This is a genomic window from Desulfonatronospira thiodismutans ASO3-1 (assembly GCF_000174435.1).
In the GTDB taxonomy this organism is placed as follows: domain Bacteria; phylum Desulfobacterota; class Desulfovibrionia; order Desulfovibrionales; family Desulfonatronovibrionaceae; genus Desulfonatronospira; species Desulfonatronospira thiodismutans.
Genome location: NZ_ACJN02000001.1, coordinates 348727 through 366355, shown reverse-complemented (window position 1 = coordinate 366355; position 17629 = coordinate 348727). Strand labels below are relative to the sequence as shown.

Below are 17629 nucleotides of genomic sequence, written 5' to 3'. Positions count from 1 at the left end.
TCAATCCTCCATGTTTTTGTGGTTTGTCATGCCGCCGGCCCTTCGGGGGACAAAATTCCAGACCGGGCTCATGACTGTGGAGTGTACTTCGCGGGCAAAGTTGACCATGCCTTCAAAGCCTTCCAGGGCCAGCTTGCGCTCATGATTGTGATCACAAAAGCCGATGCCCAGCTTATAGGCTATGGGACGCTCCTTGATGCCTCCAACCAGAATATCCACGTCCTTTTCCTTGATAAAACGGGCAAGTTCAGAGGGGTTGGTGTCGTCTACGATAATAGTGCCTTCATGGCACATGTCAGCCATTTCCTGGTATTCCTCCTTTGTGCCTGTCTGGGACCCGACGATCTCCACCTGCATACCCAGGTGCCTGAAGCACTTGATGAGGGAAAAGGCCTTAAAGGCTCCGCCCACGTAAATGGCTGCTTTTCTGCCTTCCAGGTCCCAGCGGTATTTCTGCACTTCCGGGTGTATGGCCTGCAGTTCCCGGCGGACAATTTCCTGGGTCCTGGCTGCTATGCCCGGGTCCTTATCCTGGAAGAAATCAGCGGTTTCATACAGGGCCCTGGCCATATCCTCCATTCCAAAATAGGAGACCTGCTTATAGGGGATGCCGTATTTTTCCTGCATCATTCTGGCCAGCTCCACGGTGGCTCCGGAGCACTGCACCAGGTTCAGGGAGGCTCCGTGACATCGTCTGATGTCATCCACCCGGCCGTCTCCGGTTATGTTGGCCACCACTTCTACTCCCATGCGCCGGTAATAATCCCTGATGATCCAGGTCTCCCCGGCCAGGTTGAAATCCCCCAGGATATTGACTGCCACCGGGGAAATATCACTGGTGTCAGCCGAACCCACCAGTTCAAACATGGCCTTGCAGGCGGCCTGGTATCCGGCCCTTTTATTGCCTTTGAATCCCTCGGACTGCACCGGGATGACCGGTATATCCTTTTCCCGGCTGACCTTTTTGCATACTCCTGCCAGGTCATCCCCGATGAGTCCCACGATACAGGTGGAGTAGACAAAGGCGGCCCTGGGGTCATGGCGCTCGATGAGTTCCACCAGGGCCTGGTAGAGCTTTTTTTCTCCGCCGAATATGACATCCTTTTCCTGGAGATCCGTGGTAAAACTAAGGCGGTACAGTTCAGGACCCGAGGACAGGGAGCCCCGGATGTCCCAGGTGTAGGCTGCACAACCCACCGGGCCGTGTACTAAGTGCAGGGCATCGGCAATGGGGTAGAGCACCACCCTGGAGCCGCAGAATACGCAGGCCCGTTGACTCACGGCTCCGGCCAGGCTGCCTTTGTTGCAATCCAGGTCAAAGGGAGTGGTCCCTTTCTGATAGACCTGTTTCTGTCTGTCTTTAAGCAATCCAGGCTGCATTTTATCTTTCCTTTTGTGTTTTACGGGCATGCGCAACAGTACAGATCACAGCACCAGTTCGAAGCATTCGTCCGGGCTGTCGCGGTCCATACGTTCCAGAAGTGTATTTATCATGGCACTTAAAAAATGCATGCCGCCCTTATAGCCAACGCTTGGGAAATAGCTGTGTCCGGTACGGTCCAGTATGGGAAATCCGAAGCGGACAAAGGGTATGTCCTCGGCCCGGGCAATGTATTTACCGTAGGTATTGCCCACCAGCAGGTCCACAGGCTCCTGCTTGATAAGCTGATGCAGGTAGAACAGGTCCTGGCTGTGGCCGAATACAGCATTGGGCACAGTGTCATTTAATATTTTTTTCATGCGTTTCTCAAAGGCCTTGCCCGGAGTGCCGGTGAGCACGTACACAGGCTGCATGCCCATGCTGACCATGAATTCGGCCATACTGATGATCTGGTCCGGATCTCCCCACAGGGCCACTTTTTTTCCGTACAGATAGTGCTGGTAGTCAGTCATCATATCCACTAGGCGGCCCCGGTCATCCAGCATGGCCTGGGTCGGTGAGGCTCCTGTGGCGTCCATGACAGCCTGCACAAACCTGTCCGTGGCCTGAACCCCTATGGGTATATCGCACAGGGTAAAAGGGACACCGGCTTTCTGATCCATGTAGGTGGCAGCCTCAAGAGAGGAAAAATGTCCCATGGCTATTGTATGCAGGCTGTTTCCGGTCTGCTCGAGCTCCTGCATCTTTATGCCGCCTTTGGGATACATGCTGTATTCACCTGTTTTGGGGGTATCCAGTACATCCGAGGTGTCTGGAAAGACCAGCTGTTTAAGGCCCATCTCAGAGACCATGCTTTTTATTTTGCGCATGTCCGCCGGTTCCACGTATCCGGGCAGGACATTGATCTGGTCTTTGATTTTATGTTCTGCCGGATGGGTGAAATAAGAGGCTATGCCTTTGACCATGTTGGAAAAGCCGGTGACGTGTGATCCCACATAGCTGGGGGTACTGGCATGGATGACCTTTTTGCCCCTGGGCACAATACCGTCGTCTTCAGCCTTTTTGACAATGGTCGGGATGTCGTCGCCAATGGTTTCGGAAAGGCAGGTGGTGTGTACGGCAACCACATCAGGATCATAGGCCTGGAAAATGGTTTTCAAAGATTGTCTCAGGTTGGGGCTTCCTCCGAACACCGATGCTCCTTCAGTAAAGGAGCTTGTTGAAGCCATGACCGGTTCCTTGAAGTGCCGGGTTAAATGACTTCTGTGATAAGAGCAGCATCCCTGGCTGCCGTGGCTGTGGGGCAGGCAGCGATGGATTCCCAGGGCCGCATACATGGCCCCAATGGGCTGACAGGTCTTGGCCGGGTTGACCCGGAGGGCCTTCCGGGATGTAACTTCTGCAGGTGTATGGTCCAGCACTTTAGTTCTCCTTGGATGTTTTGATTAGTCGGTTCCCAGATCTGCCGAAAGCAGCGGCTTTTTCTCAAAGGGAGGGACTGCAAGCTTCCAGGCCGGGTTGTTGATCATCATATCGATATCCCGGGCGAAGTTGACTGCCCCTTTATATCCGGCAAAGGGCCCGGAATAATCGTAGTTGTGAATCTGCTTGCTGGGAACGTTGAATTTTTCGATTACGTACTTGTCCTTGATCCCGGAGAGGATAATATCCGGCTTAAGAGTTTTGATGAGTTCTTCCAGTTCCAGATGGCTTATGTCGTCCACCACGAGAGTGCCCGGGGGCATATCCGGAATCATGCCGTGGTAGTGCCCCAGTACAGATTCCTGTTCGAGCTCCTTTTTCTTTTCAGGAGAAACCCGGGGGCTGTACTTTTCAGGATCAGGCTCCACTTTGAGTTCTTCTATGTTCCTGCTGTCAGCATCTACCTTGATTTTCCCTGCTATGTGACTGCCTTCGTAGTCGTCTCTGTGGGCGAATTCATAGCCTGCCGCTACCGGCTCCATGCCCAGGTCGCGTAAAAGGTCCTGGTAGTGATGTGCCCTGGAGCCTCCCACGAAAAGCATGGCGGTTTTACCCTGCAGACGTTCCCTGTAGGGGGCCAGCTTTTGCTCCACGCTCTCTTCTTCTTCCTTTATTACTTCTTCAATCCGCCTGGTAAGCTCAGGGTCTTCAAAGAACCTGGCTATCTTGCGCAGGGATTTGGACATGGCCTTGACCCCGATGAAATTGACCTTGGCCCAGGGTATGCCGTACTTGGTTTCCATCATCTCCGCCAGGTAGTTGATGGACCTGTAGCACATGATGAGGTTTAAAGAGGCCATGTGCGAGGAGGTCATGGAATCATACTTGCCGTCCCCGCTGAAGGTAGCGGCAATTTTGATGCCGCATTTTTCCAGGATTCTTTCTATTTCCCAGGCATCACCACCGATGTTGTACTCTCCGAGTATATTCACACTGTATCCGGGGATAGCCTCGTCTTTTGTGCCCACTGTCTCGTTGAACAGTTTGTTGTTGGCAATGTGATGGCCTGCAGACTGGCTGACTCCCTTGTAGCCCTCGCAGTTGAAGGCCAGGACCTTTACTCCCAGCTCTGCCTCTGCTTCCCTGGCCACGGCCTGAACATCGTCGCCTATCAGGCCCACTGGACAGGTGGCATGCACGCTTATGGCATTGGGTTTAAAGGTCTCCCAGGCTTCCTTGATGGCCTGTTTGAGCTTTTTTTCCCCTCCAAAAATAATATCTTGCTCCTGCATGTCCGTGGAAAAACAGTACGTGGAATAGTTTTTTCCATCTTCGCCGGGCTTGAAGAGATTGCGCCTGGTGAGCCAGGCGTAAAACCCGCAGCCTATGGGACCGTGAGTGATATGAACCATATCCCCCACCGGGCCCAGCACAACCCCCTTGCAGCCTGCATAGCAGCAGCCCCTCTGGGTGATGATGCCCGGCACAGTCCTGTTGTTGGCCTGAATGCTCTCCCGGGCGGGGTCCTCTTCCTTGCGCACCAGGATATGGTCTTTTCGTTTTTTGGCCACTTTGGCCGGATATTTCTTCAGGATGTTGTCTACAAATTCTTCCAGGTCCACGCTGGGACATGATTTAAGATCTGACATGCTGTATCTCCCTGGTCCTTAAAAATTGTTGAATATGTTCATGGGATGGTTTTTGTTTTCATTGCTGCATTTCATCAATGGCCTGAAGGCCCTCTTCTTCGGTCCTGACCCTCAGGACGTCACTTATGGGCAGAACGAATACCTTGCCGTCCCCCTGGTTTCCTGTACTGTTTTCCTGCATGATGATATCCACCACCTCCTGTACCTTTTGCGGAGGTACTATGAGGCTTAACATCCGTTTGGGGATAAGCCTGCCGCCCTGGGAAAGGATGGGCAGTATCTCCCCGGCATCTTCAGGGGACCTGTTCATGGCTTCCAGCATTTCAAAATCCACAGGACGACTCCCACGGCCCATGCATTTCACAGCCGTGAATGAGGGCAGGCCGGCAGCCACCAGGGCCTTTTTTGTCTGGTTTATTTTATTGGCCCGGATAATGGCCATCACTTCTTTCATAAACTACCCCTTCTATGTTTCCTTTACTCCGGAAGAGACAGTATAAACTTCATCCACCGGAGATATGAATATCTTGCCGTCGCCGAAGCTGCCTTTGCCTGTGCGGGCGCTGTCCAGGATGGCCCTGGTCACAAACTCCTTATCTGCATCAGGGATCACGGTCATTATCATCTCTTTGGGCAGTTCGTCGTAGATTACCTCTCCCAGCTTGAGTCCTCTCTGCTTGCCCCGGCCGGCTACTTCCACCTTGGTCAGGGCCGGATATCCTGCGTCCAGCAGAGACTGCATTACCTCTGTAGTTTTTTCCGGCCGGACAATGGCGCGAATCATAAGCATGTTGTTTCTCCTTGTGTGCTTTTTTTTACGCAGCGATTAAGCGGTTTCCAGGATTCCGTATTCCAGAAGCAGGCTTTCCAGTTCTTCTGTCTCAATGGGTGTGGGGACTACGAACATCTGGTTGCTGTCCATTGCTTTGGCCAGGTTGCGGTAGTGATCCGCCTGCGGGGCCTGGGGAGTGAAGTCGATAACCGTTTTGCGATTGATCTCGGCCCGCTGCACATCATTATCCCGGGGGACAAAGTAAATCATCTGACTGCCCAGCTTTTCAGCAAAGGCCTTGATCATTGCCTCCTCGTTGTCCACAGCCCTGCTGTTGCAGATAAGACCGCCCAGGCGAACACCCCCGGTTTCGGAAAACTTCCTTATGCCTTTGCAGATGTTGTTGGCCGCATACATGGCCATCATTTCCCCTGAAACAACAATGTATATCTCCTGGGCCTTTCCTTCCCGGATGGGCATGGCAAAGCCACCGCAGACAACGTCGCCCAGGACGTCGTAAAATACATAGTCCAGGCTCTCGTCTTCCTCATAGGCCCCCAGCTGTTCCAGCAGATTGATGGAAGTAATGATGCCGCGTCCGGCGCAGCCCACTCCAGGTTCCGGTCCACCGGACTCCACGCACAGGGAATTGCCGTATCCACCGATACGTACATCGTCGAGTTCCACATCCTCGCCTTCCTCGCGCAGGGTATCCAGTACAGTCTGCTGAGAGAGTCCCCCCAGCAGAAGCCTGGTGGAGTCCGCTTTGGGGTCACAACCAACCACCATGACTCTTTTGCCCAGTTCCACCAGGCCTGCTACTGTATTCTGGGTTGTTGTTGATTTGCCGATTCCGCCTTTGCCGTAGATTGCTACTTTGCGCATGAAATGCTCCTCCTGTATTTTTTTCGCAGCACTCCGCCTTTATTGGCCTGGAATGTACCATCCTTGTGCCGCGTTTTTTTCATTTGGCAAAAGACATGCCAGAAGATTGGAGGCAGGGTTTATAGAGTTTAAATGATTGATATTATGCTGGATATTGTGCCAGGCTTTTTGATTGTCCAGACCTTTTTCAGATGCAGGGATACATTCTAAAATGTAGCTGTGTACTACAAATTTGTAGGGTCTGAAGAAGTTGTGTTGTATGCAGGCATGACAGCCTGGGAGTGCATTTTTCAGCTTCTGTACTTAAACGTAAGCATTCAGGGGGTGCCGGAATCACGCCAGAGGCTTGAGTGCCAGGAACTAAAACTGAGTACCCCCTGAATGCTTACATTTAAACTGGGGCCATGTAATGATGATATAGAAGGCAGCAGGGTGATAAGGGCTGTTTTGAGGCATGCTTTGTGCAAAAAAGTTTTCATGCTTATAGATACTACATTAAGAGAAGGAGACCAGCGCTACGGGCTTTATCTAAGCCTTGAGCAGAAAAAAGTGATTGTGGACGGTTTGCACCGTCTGGGCCTGGATGAGCTGGAGACAGGGTCTGTGGGCAGAGATGAAGAGCTTGAGACCTTGATAAAGTATGCCAGGCAACATCATGGTTCTACAAAAATCAGCCTCTGGTCACCCTGCCGTATTCAGGAACTGGAATACGCCGACAGCCTGGACCCGGACATCATAAGCGCAGCCCTGCCTGTATCAGATCTGCATATTGAGAAGAGACTGGGACTGGACCGGTGCGGGGCGCTCAGGCTACTTGAAAGGACCCTGGCCGGCACGGACAAACTGAAAGCAAAGTTGTCCCTGGGCCTGGAGGATTTTTCCCGGGCTGACCGGGAGTTTGCCCTGCGTGCGGCCCTTATGGCCAGAGATCTGGGAGTGTGGCGCGTCCGCCTTTCAGACACTCTGGGAGTTATGGAGCCTGGAGAGCTGATGGAGGCTGTGAGACCCTTCAGGGAAAAACTGGATATAAGCCTTGCCTTTCATGGTCACAATGATTTCGGTATGGCTACAGCCAATGCTCTCACGGCATTATCCTGCGGGGTGGATTATGTGGATGTTAGCCTGCTGGGAATCGGTGAGCGTGCCGGCATAGCCCGCTTAGAAGAAGTTCTGACCTTTCTGGTGTACAATAAGGGACATGCTGGATACGATGTCCAAAGCCTGCCGGAGCTCAGCACCTGCGTGGCCGGCCTGGCCGGAGTGCACATAAACCCTGACAGGGCGGTTTTGGGCAGGCAGCTTTTTCACTGCGAGTCAGGCCTGCATGCTGATGCGCTGTACAAGTCCTTTGATCTGTTTGAACCTTTTGAGCCCCACAAGATGGGCATGCAGCGCAGGATCAGCCTGGGCAGAAAGAGCGGGGCGGGTGCTGTCCGGGGCAAGCTCATGGAGATGGGTGTAAACCCGGATTTTGTAGACCTGGAGGGACTGGTCAGGGATGTACGCCGGGCCGCCAGCATAAAAGGCTCTCCACTGGATGATGAGCAGGTGGTCAGTATGCTGCAGGGGCAGGCAGGCTGAAATTGATGATTATCTTCAATCAGTCCAGGGGTTTTTCAATATTTTTCTTCCGGGACACGTATTCTTCCAGGTTGAATTTCTTGATGCGATACCCCATCTGGCGCTGGGTGAGACCAAGTTCCCTGGCCGCCCTGGACTGAATCCAGCTGTTGCGCTGCAAGGCGGACAGGATTTCTTTTTTCTCCATGTCCAGAAGCGAGTGATCCCGGGCCTGCTCCTGAACTTTTCCGGGGCAAACCTTTTCTTGCTGCATATCTGATGGCAGGTCCTTTAATGCCACTATCTGTCCTTCGCTCATTATGGAGAGTTTTTCCATGAGGTTTTCCATTTCCCGGATATTGCCCGGCCATTCGTACTCAACCAGATAATCCAGGCTGGAGTTGCTCAGGACCAGCCTCCTGCCGTATTCCCGGGCCATTTTGTCCAGAAAATGATTGATCAGGGAGGGGATATCCTCTCTTCTTTCGCGCAGTGAAGGTACCCAGATGGGGAAGACATTCAGGCGATAGTACAGGTCTTCGCGAAACCGGCCTTCTTGAACCTCTTTGTCCAGTTCCTTGTTGGTGGCTGCAATGACCCTTACGTCCACCCGGTGGGTTTTGACGCCTCCCAGACGCTCAAACTCCCTTTCCTGGAGGAACCTGAGCAGCTTGGCCTGAAGCCCCGCCGGCATCTCCCCGATTTCGTCCAGGAATATAGTTCCTCTGTGCGCCTCTTCAAAGCGCCCCGGCTTGGATCTCTCCGCCCCTGTAAAAGCTCCCTTCTCATATCCAAACAGCTCGGACTCCAGAAGGTTTTCCGGAAGGGAAGCGCAGTTGACCTTGATGAAAGGGAATTTTCCCCTTTCACTTAATTCATGAATGATTCCAGCTATCAGAGTCTTGCCTGTGCCGGATTCTCCCAGCAAAAGGACCGTCGCCCTGGTGGGGGCGACCTTCTCCATCATCTGTCGCACCTGGAGCATGCTGGAGCTCTTGCCCACAATAAAAAACCTCTGAAAAGAGCTGGAAAGCCTGGTTTTCAGATTCTGGTTTTCTCTGCGCAGGTTTTCTTCCCGGTCTTTAACCTGGCGGTTCAGGCTGACAAACTGGGCTACCATGGCGGCCACGATGCTCAATAGCTGAATATCCTCCTCAAGGGATATGTCCTGGTCAAAGAGCCTGTCCACGGTCAAAACGCCCACCGTGGTTCCCTGCAGGGTTACCGGTACGCCTGCAAAGGAAATCCGCTCCTTTTCCATGCTCCTGGACCCTGTCTTATCCAGGAACAGGGGTTCCTTTGCAATATCCGGCACGATAAAGGGCTTGCCCGTTGAGAAGATACGCCCGGTCACGCCTTCATCCATGCGGTACACCCCTCTGTTTTTCTCCTGGGATGTCAGGCCGTGGGATGCGCTGATGACCAGAAGTCCGCTGTCTTCTTCAATAAAGGAAAATGCTCCGCGTTTCATGCTCAGGGAGTCGGCCAGGATCTTCAGAATGGCTTCCAGGGCCTTGTCCAGGTCCAGGGCCTTTTCTATAACCTTGCTGATTTCATGCAGGACATTTAGTTTGACTTGGGTCAGAGATTCCATAGGCATCTTTTTTATTTAAGCTCATACATATTTCGGGCCACAGAGTATTGTTTCTGTAATTACAGCTTGTTGAGCCTTAATGTCCAAGGCTTTTTTGTCTGTACAGGGCGTTGGTGTACAAAATTGTGCAAAATTAAGGCTGTTTTGTGGCCTTGTATTGCGATTTTTGTAAAAACATGGCAATGCTCTGGCCAGGCTCCTGTCATATGCTTGCAGTCTGGTAAAGGGGGGTGAGTATGTCCATGACATCTTGCCCCTGCCTTCTTCTGGACTGGTAATCCAGTACGTCCAGGACACGTCCGTGGCCGAATGAAACCAGGGTTTCACCAAAAGCCTCCACGTCCTGGTGATCATGGCTGACCATGATCATGGGCATGTTGAATTTTTCCAGGATGTTTCCCAGTTCAGAGCGCATTTTGATGCGCAGGGGCTGATCCAGGGCGCTGAAAGGTTCATCCAGCAAAAGAAGGTCGGGGTTGCTCACCAGAGCTCTGGCCAGGGCCGCTCTTTGGCGCTGGCCACCGGACAGTTCATGAGGTTTTTTGTCTGTATGATTTTCCAGCCCAAACATTTGTATATACTGGTAAATCTTATTTTTTTGCTGAACTTTCAAAGGTCTGAAAGATCTTTTAAGTCCAAAGCCCACGTTGTCCATGACTGTCAGGTGGGGGAAAAGGGCATAATCCTGGAAGAGCAATCCCACCTTGCGTTTTCTGGCAGGGATGTTGATTTTTTTTGCCGAGTCGTAGAGGGTGCGTCCATCAAGGACTATTTTTCCCGAGTCAGGAGTCTGAAGGCCGGCCAGGGCCATTAGAGTCAGGCTTTTACCGGCACCCGAGGGACCGAACAAAACAATGGATGAAGACGATGTGTCAAAATCCGCCTCCAGGGAAAAGTTTTCTTTACCGCTTTTAAGGCTGGCTTTTATCTGACATTGAACATGCATTATTATTGACTTGCTGCTTGAAAGCCGTTTTTTTCCATGATGGCCTGTCCTTTTTGAGATAATACAAGATCAACGAATTTACGGGCAAGCCCGGGTTTTGTGCTGCTGCTCAACACAGCAACGGGGTAGGCGGGGGGAGTATCCAGGGGCATTGTGTATTTTTTGTGTATTTCATCCTGGCCACGCAAAATATCCGATGCATAAATCAGCCCTGCATCCACTTCGCCCCTGCGTATATAATCCATAAGCTGGGTGACTGTTTCGGCGTAAATCATTTTTTGTTCCAGCTCATTCCAGAGTCCAAGATTTTTAAGGGAAATCATGGCGTAATTACCCGCAGGTGAGGTGGCTGGACTGGTAATGCCTATTCTACGGATTCTTCCCAATCTTAAATCTTCAGGAGTGGAAATATCAGGTTTATCTGACCCGGGAACAGCCAGTACTACCTGGTTTTGGGCAAATACATGAAGGTTGCCTGCCTCCACCAGGCCGGCCCTTGCTGCTTCCTGCATCCAGTGCATATTGGCCGGGGCATATACATCCACAGGCGCTCCCTGGGTCATCTGCCTGTAGAGGGCCCCTGATGCGGCGTAATTTCTGATGATCCGGACTCCGGGGTTGTCGGCCTCGAATTGGGCGCTTATTTCCTCGAATGCTTCTGTTAAGGAGGCTGCTGCCGAGACAATAAGCTCCCTGGCCTGAACCGGCCAGGATAAAAGCAAAAAGAATGATAACAGGAAGAGAGTTGTTATTCTGGGCATAATGCACCTGTCTACCTTCTGGGTTTAAGAAGTTTGCCTGAGGTCCACAGGATAATAATGCAGACCACTGAGATGATTACCACTAAGGAGTTGGCCAGGGCATTGTTGCCGGACTGAACTGCGCTGTATATGGCCAGTGGCATGGTCTGGGTCCGGCCGGGCATGTTGCCGGCCACCATAAGAGTTGCCCCGAATTCTCCCATGGCCCGCGCATAAGCCAGCATAGTGCCGGACAGGATGCCGGGCATGGCCAGGGGCAGGGATACGCGGAAAAAGACATTGGGTTCGCTGCAGCCAAGGGTTCTGGCAGCGTTTTCATAAGAGGGATTTACGTTTTCCAGGGCGGAACGGGTGGATCGAAAGACCAGGGGAAAGGCCACAACTGTTGCGGCTACCACGGCACCCTGCCAGGTAAAAACCAGGGAAATGCCCAGCGAGTCTTCCAGCCATCTGCCCAGGAAACTGTTTCTGCCCATCACAACCAGCAGATAATAGCCAAGTACTGTAGGGGGGAGGACCAGAGGCAGGGTAAGGACTGAATCTACCAGATCCCGGCCGAAAAATCGGTATTTATGGATGACAAGGGCTGCTGCAACCCCCAGTAACAGGGCAAAAAAAGTTGCCAGAGAAGCTACCTTGAGGGTAAGCTGCAGTGGGTACAGAAAAGAAGTATCAAGGGTAAAATCCATAAGGGCAGAATCCAGGCGCTTAGCACAAATTTCAAACAAACATGTTGGTAACTTTATCTGACATCCTGCAAAGCAGGGTTTAACTGGGCCTGCCGGGTTAAACAAATCTGAAGGATTTCCTGCAAAGCAAGGTTTAACTGGGCCTGCCCCAATGAATAGGCTTACGTGCACGTAGTAACTCCCCTCCTTAGCCAAGGAGGGGCCGGGGGTGGTTGTAACCGATCCCTTCCTTATCTCTACCCTTCTTTTGACTTACTCCTGAAACCCTGTCATAAAAAACAAGAACCACGCGCTGCGCGTGGCAGGCCTTAGACAGGATTAACAGGATGGATAGGATAATCAGCCACCGGCCTGATGCCGCTGACTGAATTTACCATCCAGCACTCACTTTCTTCCGACATTCATGAGTGCCGGAAAAAAGTGAGTGCTGGAGTGATTACCTTTTGGCCTGGCTTCCGGCCAGGACAAAAATGTTTTTCTCTTAATCAATCTCTTAATCCTGTTAATCCTGTCAAAAAACTCTTTTATTTATTGGGTTGCGGGCATAGCCAGCCTTAGGAAGAAGTATGGGTGTATGGGGGTATCCATGTGTGGGTGTTAAGATGTTTTGACTCCCATCCTCCCATACGCCCTTACTCCCATACTTCTTAAGGCCGGGGGTGGTTGTAACCGATCCCTTCCTTTTTCTGAAGCCTTACTATTGAAGGATTGCCAGTCCCTTTGAGATACAAATAAGTGTAACCATTCAGGGGGGCAGGTACCGGCCAGGGGGACAGTCCCCTGGCCTTGTGCCATTAGTCACCACCGAGGACCCCCTGAATGGTTACAAATAAGTGATGTTGCAGGGTTAACTGGTTACACACAGCAAGAGCCGTTCCTGTTTTGTTTGAGGTTGCTTATGTACCAGCCCTGACAGGCCGGGAACACAGAAATGTCAGCGATCAACAAAAACTTTTCAGGCGTTTTTTTGATTGCCAAGCGCAGCCTGAATTTTTGCACTGCTTGCTTTTTTCTACAAAAAGGTGGTTTTTTTCTACATAAATGTTGGTGTACCCAGGGCAGGAAGTTCGTCCCATCAACTTAAAATAAGGAGAATTTATTTATGTCTGAACTAAAAGATAGCACCATGATTGTTACCGGTGCTTCCATGGGAATAGGCAGAGCCCTGGCCCTGGGCCTGGCCCATGAAGGGGTGAATCTGGTCCTGAATGCCAGAAGCCGGGAACCTTTGCATGAAACTGCACAAAATTGTTCAGGACATCATGTTATGGTCAGGACAGCGGCCGGGGATATCTCCAGGGTTGAGACCGTAAAGCAGTGCGTAGAAAAGGCCCGTGAGATGGGCGGCCTGTCCGGTTTTATTCATGCAGCCGGAATACTCAGCCCCGGGGCGTATCTGTGGGAAATGCAGGAGGAGTCCTTCAATGAGGTCATGGATTCCAATGTAAAGGCCTCTTTTCTCCTTGTACGGTATGCTGTACCTGAAATTATGAATCGTCAGAACGGACTGGCGGTTTTCGTGGGCTCTGGTGCTGCAGAAATCACACAGCCGGGGATAGGTGCCTACTGCTCAGCCAAAGCCGCCCAAGAACATCTGGCCAGGCAGCTTGCCGCAGAAACAGACAGGATTACTTGTTTCGTGTTTCGCCCCGGCATTGTTGATACAAGAATGCAGGATCAGGCCAGGCAGGCTCAAGGAGGAGCAGCCGGTCATCTGCACCGGGTGTTCAGGCCGTGGAAGGAAAGAGGGGAGCTTTTGACTCCAGAGCAGTCTGCTGCCGGTCTGATTAAACTTCTGAAGGGCGACTTGAACAAGCTGCACGGGGGAATATTCAGGGCCGGGGAGTAATGATCCGGCTGCAAAAAGACCTTGAGTATATCGATTTACAAGTTGACAAACAACCAGTATTAGGTATTTTAATGAAAAATTTCATCAGAGTGTCATGGCTTTTTTAACCTGTTATTTCTGGAGGGTGCCAAATGAGTGTTAAAAGATTGGTGATGAACAAAAGGCTTTGCATGTTCATCCTGGCGTTTTATTCTTTAGTGGCTTTTATCCCTTCCATCGGCGAAGCCTCGCTCATAGAAAGCCGCCTTTCCACCGGAGAGAAAATGTCGGAACGATCTGAAAAGATTGAATCCATCAGAAAGGCCCTGGAACATGAGGTAGTGGCCCAGAGGCTGGCTGATTACGGTCTTTCCCAGGAAGAAGTAATGGCCAGAATGGAAGGCCTGGATGATGAACAGCTGCATCAGCTCGCAACCTTGTCCGACGAAGTCGGAGGTGGGGGTGTCGGCCTGGCTATCGGAGTATTGCTTGTTGTTCTGCTGGTGGTTGTTATACTCCAAATCAGCGACAAAAGAATTGTTGTCCAGTAAATTCAAATATGCTTTTGCTGCACTGCTTGTTCTGCTGCTCTGCAGCTGCAGCCCTTTCAAGTCAGCTCCTGAAAGTCTCAGGCAAAAAGAGGATGTTGTCTGGCTTGAAGTTCCTTACGTAAGTCAGGCCCGGGATAACGATTGTGGTCCAGCTGCCTTAGCTTCAGTTTTAAAGTACCATGGTGTTGAAGTCAGTCTGGAAAAAATAAGTGATGAAATTTATATTTCATCGATAGGCAGAACACTCTTGCCTGATATGGAAAACCATGCCAGATCCAAGGGCCTTGAAACCATGTCAGGCAGGGGAACAGTTGCTCAGCTTAAGCAGGCAATCGATGCAGGCAAGCCGGTGATTGTTCTTATGGACGCTGGTCCGGCACTGGCCAGGCGAGGACACTATATTGTAATCACCGGCTATACCTCTGATGGCTTCCTGGCTCATGCCGGGGTGGAAAGGGACGTTTATATCAGTTTCAACGATCTGGATGAAAAGTGGCAGAGCATGAACCGGCTTTACCTGATGGTTTTTGAATGAGCAGTATGTTTAAACCTGTTTCTGTACTTATTATTTGTCTTGTTCTATCGGCCTGCTCCATGCCCAGGATAGCGGTTCTGTCCGATCCGTTGACCGCTGGGGAACATAACGATCTTGGAGTTTCCTATGAGCTTATGGGCGAAATGGAACTGGCCCTTAAGCAGTACGAACTGGCATATGAAAATGACCGGGAGTGGGATCAGCCCCTTATAAATCATGGCAATGTTCATGCTGGACTGGAAAACTGGGAACGGGCGGAAGAAAGTTACCGAAAAGCCCTTGAGCGCAGCCCGGATAACCCGGAAGCCATGAACAACCTGGCTTATGTGCTCATGAAGCAGGACAAAAATGATGATGCTCTGGATTGGTCCGCCAAGGCAGTAAAGATCCAGCCGGAGAACCCCGCCTTTTTAAATACTCACGCCAGAGCCTGCCTCAAGACCGGCAATCCTGACAAAGCCAAAAGGATTTTTACTCGGGCATTAAGCCAATTGCCGGATGAAGACCCTTTGCGAGAGCGAGTCAAGGAGGGGTTAAAAGAGGTAGAGAATAAATAATGTTCCTGGCCCGCTGTAACTGACATTACGGAGGAAAAGGGCGGGCTTTTGAAAACAGATTACTGCCCTGCCTGCCTGTCCTGAAGCTCCCTTGTGACCAGCCTGATCTTGTCTAATTCCAATTTGCAATCAAGATGATCTTTATGTTTATCGTTACCAACCAGTTGGCAATGCTCTTCTTATCTGCGGAGATCTGCGCAATCAGCGGCCAAGATTCTTTGCCTTTGTTGTCACCAGTTGTATGAAGAAGAAAGATTTTAGCCGCTGATCTAGCTGATTTACGCTGATTAAAATCATTTTGATAGCAATATTGAATAAGTATTTCTCTTCGGTATTTACACCTTACCAAAAACAGCATTGGCGTGATCAAAGTCGGACATGCCCTGGCTCAAAAGACCGATCATGGTTCTCAAGATACCTGCCGGGTTATTTTAACCATTCAGGAGGGTACTGTGGTGACCAACGGCACAAGACTAGGGGACTGCCCCCGCGTAACCCTTCAGGCTGGAGATATGTCAATTTGCCTGTCTGCCAGGCGGACAACGCTTTGTTGGGGCTCTTTATTCTTCAAAACTTTGTGTGCGGAGTGCGTAGCATTTGCCTGCCCGCATAAAATTCCGCAGGACAGGAAAGCGTATTCAGTGGCTTACTCCTGAAACCCTTTCACAAAAACAAGAAAAATTTGAGCCATGACGGGGGTTCAGCACCTGGCGCTGGGACTGTTTCTTTTTTGGACACTAAGCTTAGGTGCTCCCCCGCCGCGCAAGCGGCTGATGCCTTTTCCTTGCGGGTTCTTATTCCCGCAAGGAAAAAACATGCTTCTTCAATCTCTTTTATCTGTGTCAATCTGTGTGATCTGTGGGCTAAAAACTCTTATCTTATCTGGGTTGCGGGCAAGACCCGCATTTGTCGGGTGTACGCCTGAAGGCTTACCGAGCCCAAGAAGATTTTTTGGCACCCCAGTTGAATGCCCTGTGGGCTAGCTCATGAGCTATTCAATCACGCCATAGGCGTGACAGGCGGGCGGCTCTGCCGCGCACGGTTGAAGAGTGGCATCTCATTTAAGCCTGGTATAATTTGGGCAATTCAGACGACTTTTTTCCCATTTCAAGCTTGGCATGTTATGGGCAATCTGGCCTTGATTTTACCCGTTTCAAGCTATCCAGGATTACCGCCAGACCTAACCCTCCTAATCATCCTTGCATTTAACAACTTGCAGCGCTGCAAGCGCGAACCGGAGCTCTTCAAAAGATTCGTCACCTACCTGGACGGTTTGAGCAGGAAACATGCTGCATAGCAAGTAAAATACACATGAAGGCCCTGCTATCTAGGATCTTCCTGCCAATTTCATAGTAATCTGGTCAATTATTTACCGCTTTATAAAAAAATCTCGGACTGATTCAAATAAATCTTGCAAAAACAGCCTGGTACAGGTAGTTTTTATATATGAGCAAGAAGATTCCAAATGCACACGACCTCTGTTTTAAGAGTTTCTTCAGCCGAGAGGAGTTTGTTCGGGACTTCATCCAGTACTATCTTCCTGAGGAAGTCAAAAAGCACCTGGACCTGACAATCATTGAGATTGATATGGAGGGTTATCTGTCTGAGGAATTTAAAGAATTTTATTCAGACGTGGTAGCCAAGGTTTATTTCAAGGACAGGATTCATGAGCTGGAACTGTATTTCCTGTTTGAGCACAAAAGCAAACCGTACAGGTTCACCATACTGCAGACCCTGAATTACCAGGTGCAGAAATGGATGCGGCTTTTAGTGGATGGTAAACTCGACCAGTACTTGCCAATCATTGTTCCGGTGGTTATTTATAATGGCTATAAGGGGTGGAATTTCAGTGTTCAGTTTGAGGACCTTTTTCAGCTGCCATCTGAGCATTTCAAGGATTTCATTCCCCAGTTCCGGCATATTTTGCACGATATCGGGCAGATGGATGAAGCTTCATTCAAGACGACCACCATAATGGAGATATTCCATCTGCTCTTGAAATACATATATTATCCTGAGCTGGATACTAAAATCCATGAAATTTATGACCTTTTGGAAAAATTCCCTGATAACGATAAGCTGACTGATTACCTGTTCATTATTGTCAGATACGTTATGGCTTCTGGTGCTATTCCAGAGAAGAGACTGCTTGAGCATACCAAACGTTTTGCAGGGGGTGAGGAAATGATAGGTGTAGCCGCACGAGAAATAGAGGAGCGGGTTGAACGAACAAGAAGACCTTACTGGGAGAAGCAAGCTGAACTAAAAAACGCCCATGAAACCCTTATAGATATCGCCACAGAAGCATACGGTCCTTTGCCTGGATCACTCAACGAAAAAATCAAGTCAATTCAATCTCTGGAGAACTTAAGGGCTCTGAACAGAAAGGTGCTCAGAACCCAGTCCCTCGAAGAATTCACTGAGCTCGTAAACAGAGCAGCACAGTAACAACGTTTCCACAGGGCCACCCTGAGTTCATACAACCCAGGGTGGCCTGCC

Annotated in this window: 16 protein-coding genes; 6 read left to right on the top strand and 10 right to left on the bottom strand. The window is 50.5% G+C overall.

Annotated features, from left to right (window positions below; all coding sequences use genetic code 11):
• The 6 genes from nifE to nifH are packed head-to-tail and all read right to left on the bottom strand — an operon-like array spanning position 1 to position 6109.
• Positions 1-1380: a nitrogenase iron-molybdenum cofactor biosynthesis protein NifE gene (gene nifE / locus DTHIO_RS01715; RefSeq protein ID WP_008868630.1), complete on the bottom strand. Its 1380-nt coding sequence runs from the start codon at positions 1378-1380 to the stop codon at positions 1-3.
• A 45-nt stretch (positions 1381-1425) separates the two neighbouring features.
• Positions 1426-2802: a nitrogenase molybdenum-iron protein subunit beta gene (gene nifK, locus DTHIO_RS01710; protein WP_008868629.1), complete on the bottom strand. Its 1377-nt coding sequence runs from the start codon at positions 2800-2802 to the stop codon at positions 1426-1428.
• A 24-nt stretch (positions 2803-2826) separates the two neighbouring features.
• On the bottom strand, positions 2827-4452 hold the full coding sequence (gene nifD, locus DTHIO_RS01705) for a nitrogenase molybdenum-iron protein alpha chain (RefSeq protein ID WP_008868628.1): 1626 nt from the start codon (positions 4450-4452) through the stop codon (positions 2827-2829).
• 58 nt (positions 4453-4510) lie between these two features.
• Positions 4511-4906, bottom strand: a complete 396-nt coding sequence (locus tag DTHIO_RS01700; protein ID WP_008868627.1) for a P-II family nitrogen regulator — start codon at positions 4904-4906, stop codon at positions 4511-4513.
• Positions 4907-4918: 12 nt separating this feature from the next.
• A complete protein-coding gene (locus DTHIO_RS01695; protein WP_008868626.1) occupies positions 4919-5242 on the bottom strand; it encodes a P-II family nitrogen regulator in 324 nt (107 codons plus the stop codon).
• A 36-nt stretch (positions 5243-5278) separates the two neighbouring features.
• Positions 5279-6109, bottom strand: coding sequence for a nitrogenase iron protein (gene nifH, locus DTHIO_RS01690; protein WP_008868625.1), 831 nt, complete (start codon positions 6107-6109; stop codon positions 5279-5281).
• 381 nt (positions 6110-6490) lie between these two features.
• Here nifH and DTHIO_RS01685 point away from each other — a divergent pair, with 381 nt between their 5' ends.
• Positions 6491-7690, top strand: a complete 1200-nt coding sequence (locus DTHIO_RS01685; protein ID WP_008868624.1) for a hydroxymethylglutaryl-CoA lyase-like TIM-barrel protein — start codon at positions 6491-6493, stop codon at positions 7688-7690.
• 19 nt (positions 7691-7709) lie between these two features.
• Here the strand turns inward: DTHIO_RS01685 and DTHIO_RS01680 are convergent, their stop codons facing one another.
• From DTHIO_RS01680 to modB, 4 genes are all read right to left on the bottom strand, one after another.
• Positions 7710-9263, bottom strand: a complete 1554-nt coding sequence (locus tag DTHIO_RS01680) for a sigma-54-dependent Fis family transcriptional regulator (RefSeq protein ID WP_008868623.1) — start codon at positions 9261-9263, stop codon at positions 7710-7712.
• 202 nt (positions 9264-9465) lie between these two features.
• Complete coding sequence (locus DTHIO_RS01675; RefSeq protein ID WP_008868622.1) at positions 9466-10209, bottom strand: ABC transporter ATP-binding protein; 744 nt, start codon at positions 10207-10209, stop codon at positions 9466-9468.
• Between the two features lie 2 nt (positions 10210-10211).
• Entirely contained in the window at positions 10212-10970 is a 759-nt protein-coding gene (gene modA / locus DTHIO_RS01670; protein ID WP_008868621.1) for a molybdate ABC transporter substrate-binding protein, read from the bottom strand.
• A gap of 11 nt (positions 10971-10981) precedes the next feature.
• The gene (modB, locus tag DTHIO_RS01665; protein WP_008868620.1) at positions 10982-11659 is read right to left on the bottom strand and encodes a molybdate ABC transporter permease subunit; all 678 of its coding nucleotides are present in this window, start codon (positions 11657-11659) and stop codon (positions 10982-10984) included.
• Positions 11660-12761: 1102 nt separating this feature from the next.
• On the opposite strand from modB, the gene DTHIO_RS01660 reads away from it, so the two are divergent.
• From DTHIO_RS01660 to DTHIO_RS19395, 5 genes are all read left to right on the top strand, one after another.
• On the top strand, positions 12762-13508 hold the full coding sequence (locus DTHIO_RS01660; protein WP_008868619.1) for an SDR family NAD(P)-dependent oxidoreductase: 747 nt from the start codon (positions 12762-12764) through the stop codon (positions 13506-13508).
• A 131-nt stretch (positions 13509-13639) separates the two neighbouring features.
• A complete protein-coding gene (locus DTHIO_RS01655; RefSeq protein ID WP_008868618.1) occupies positions 13640-14038 on the top strand; it encodes a PA2779 family protein in 399 nt (132 codons plus the stop codon).
• The gene (locus DTHIO_RS01650; RefSeq protein WP_083803904.1) at positions 13944-14573 is read left to right on the top strand and encodes a C39 family peptidase; all 630 of its coding nucleotides are present in this window, start codon (positions 13944-13946) and stop codon (positions 14571-14573) included. Before DTHIO_RS01655 ends, DTHIO_RS01650 begins: the two co-directional genes overlap by 95 nt.
• A gap of 5 nt (positions 14574-14578) precedes the next feature.
• A complete protein-coding gene (locus tag DTHIO_RS01645) occupies positions 14579-15130 on the top strand; it encodes a tetratricopeptide repeat protein (protein ID WP_040417757.1) in 552 nt (183 codons plus the stop codon).
• A 1446-nt stretch (positions 15131-16576) separates the two neighbouring features.
• A complete protein-coding gene (locus tag DTHIO_RS19395) occupies positions 16577-17578 on the top strand; it encodes an Rpn family recombination-promoting nuclease/putative transposase (RefSeq protein ID WP_008868615.1) in 1002 nt (333 codons plus the stop codon).
• The last annotated feature ends 51 nt before the right edge of the window (positions 17579-17629 follow it).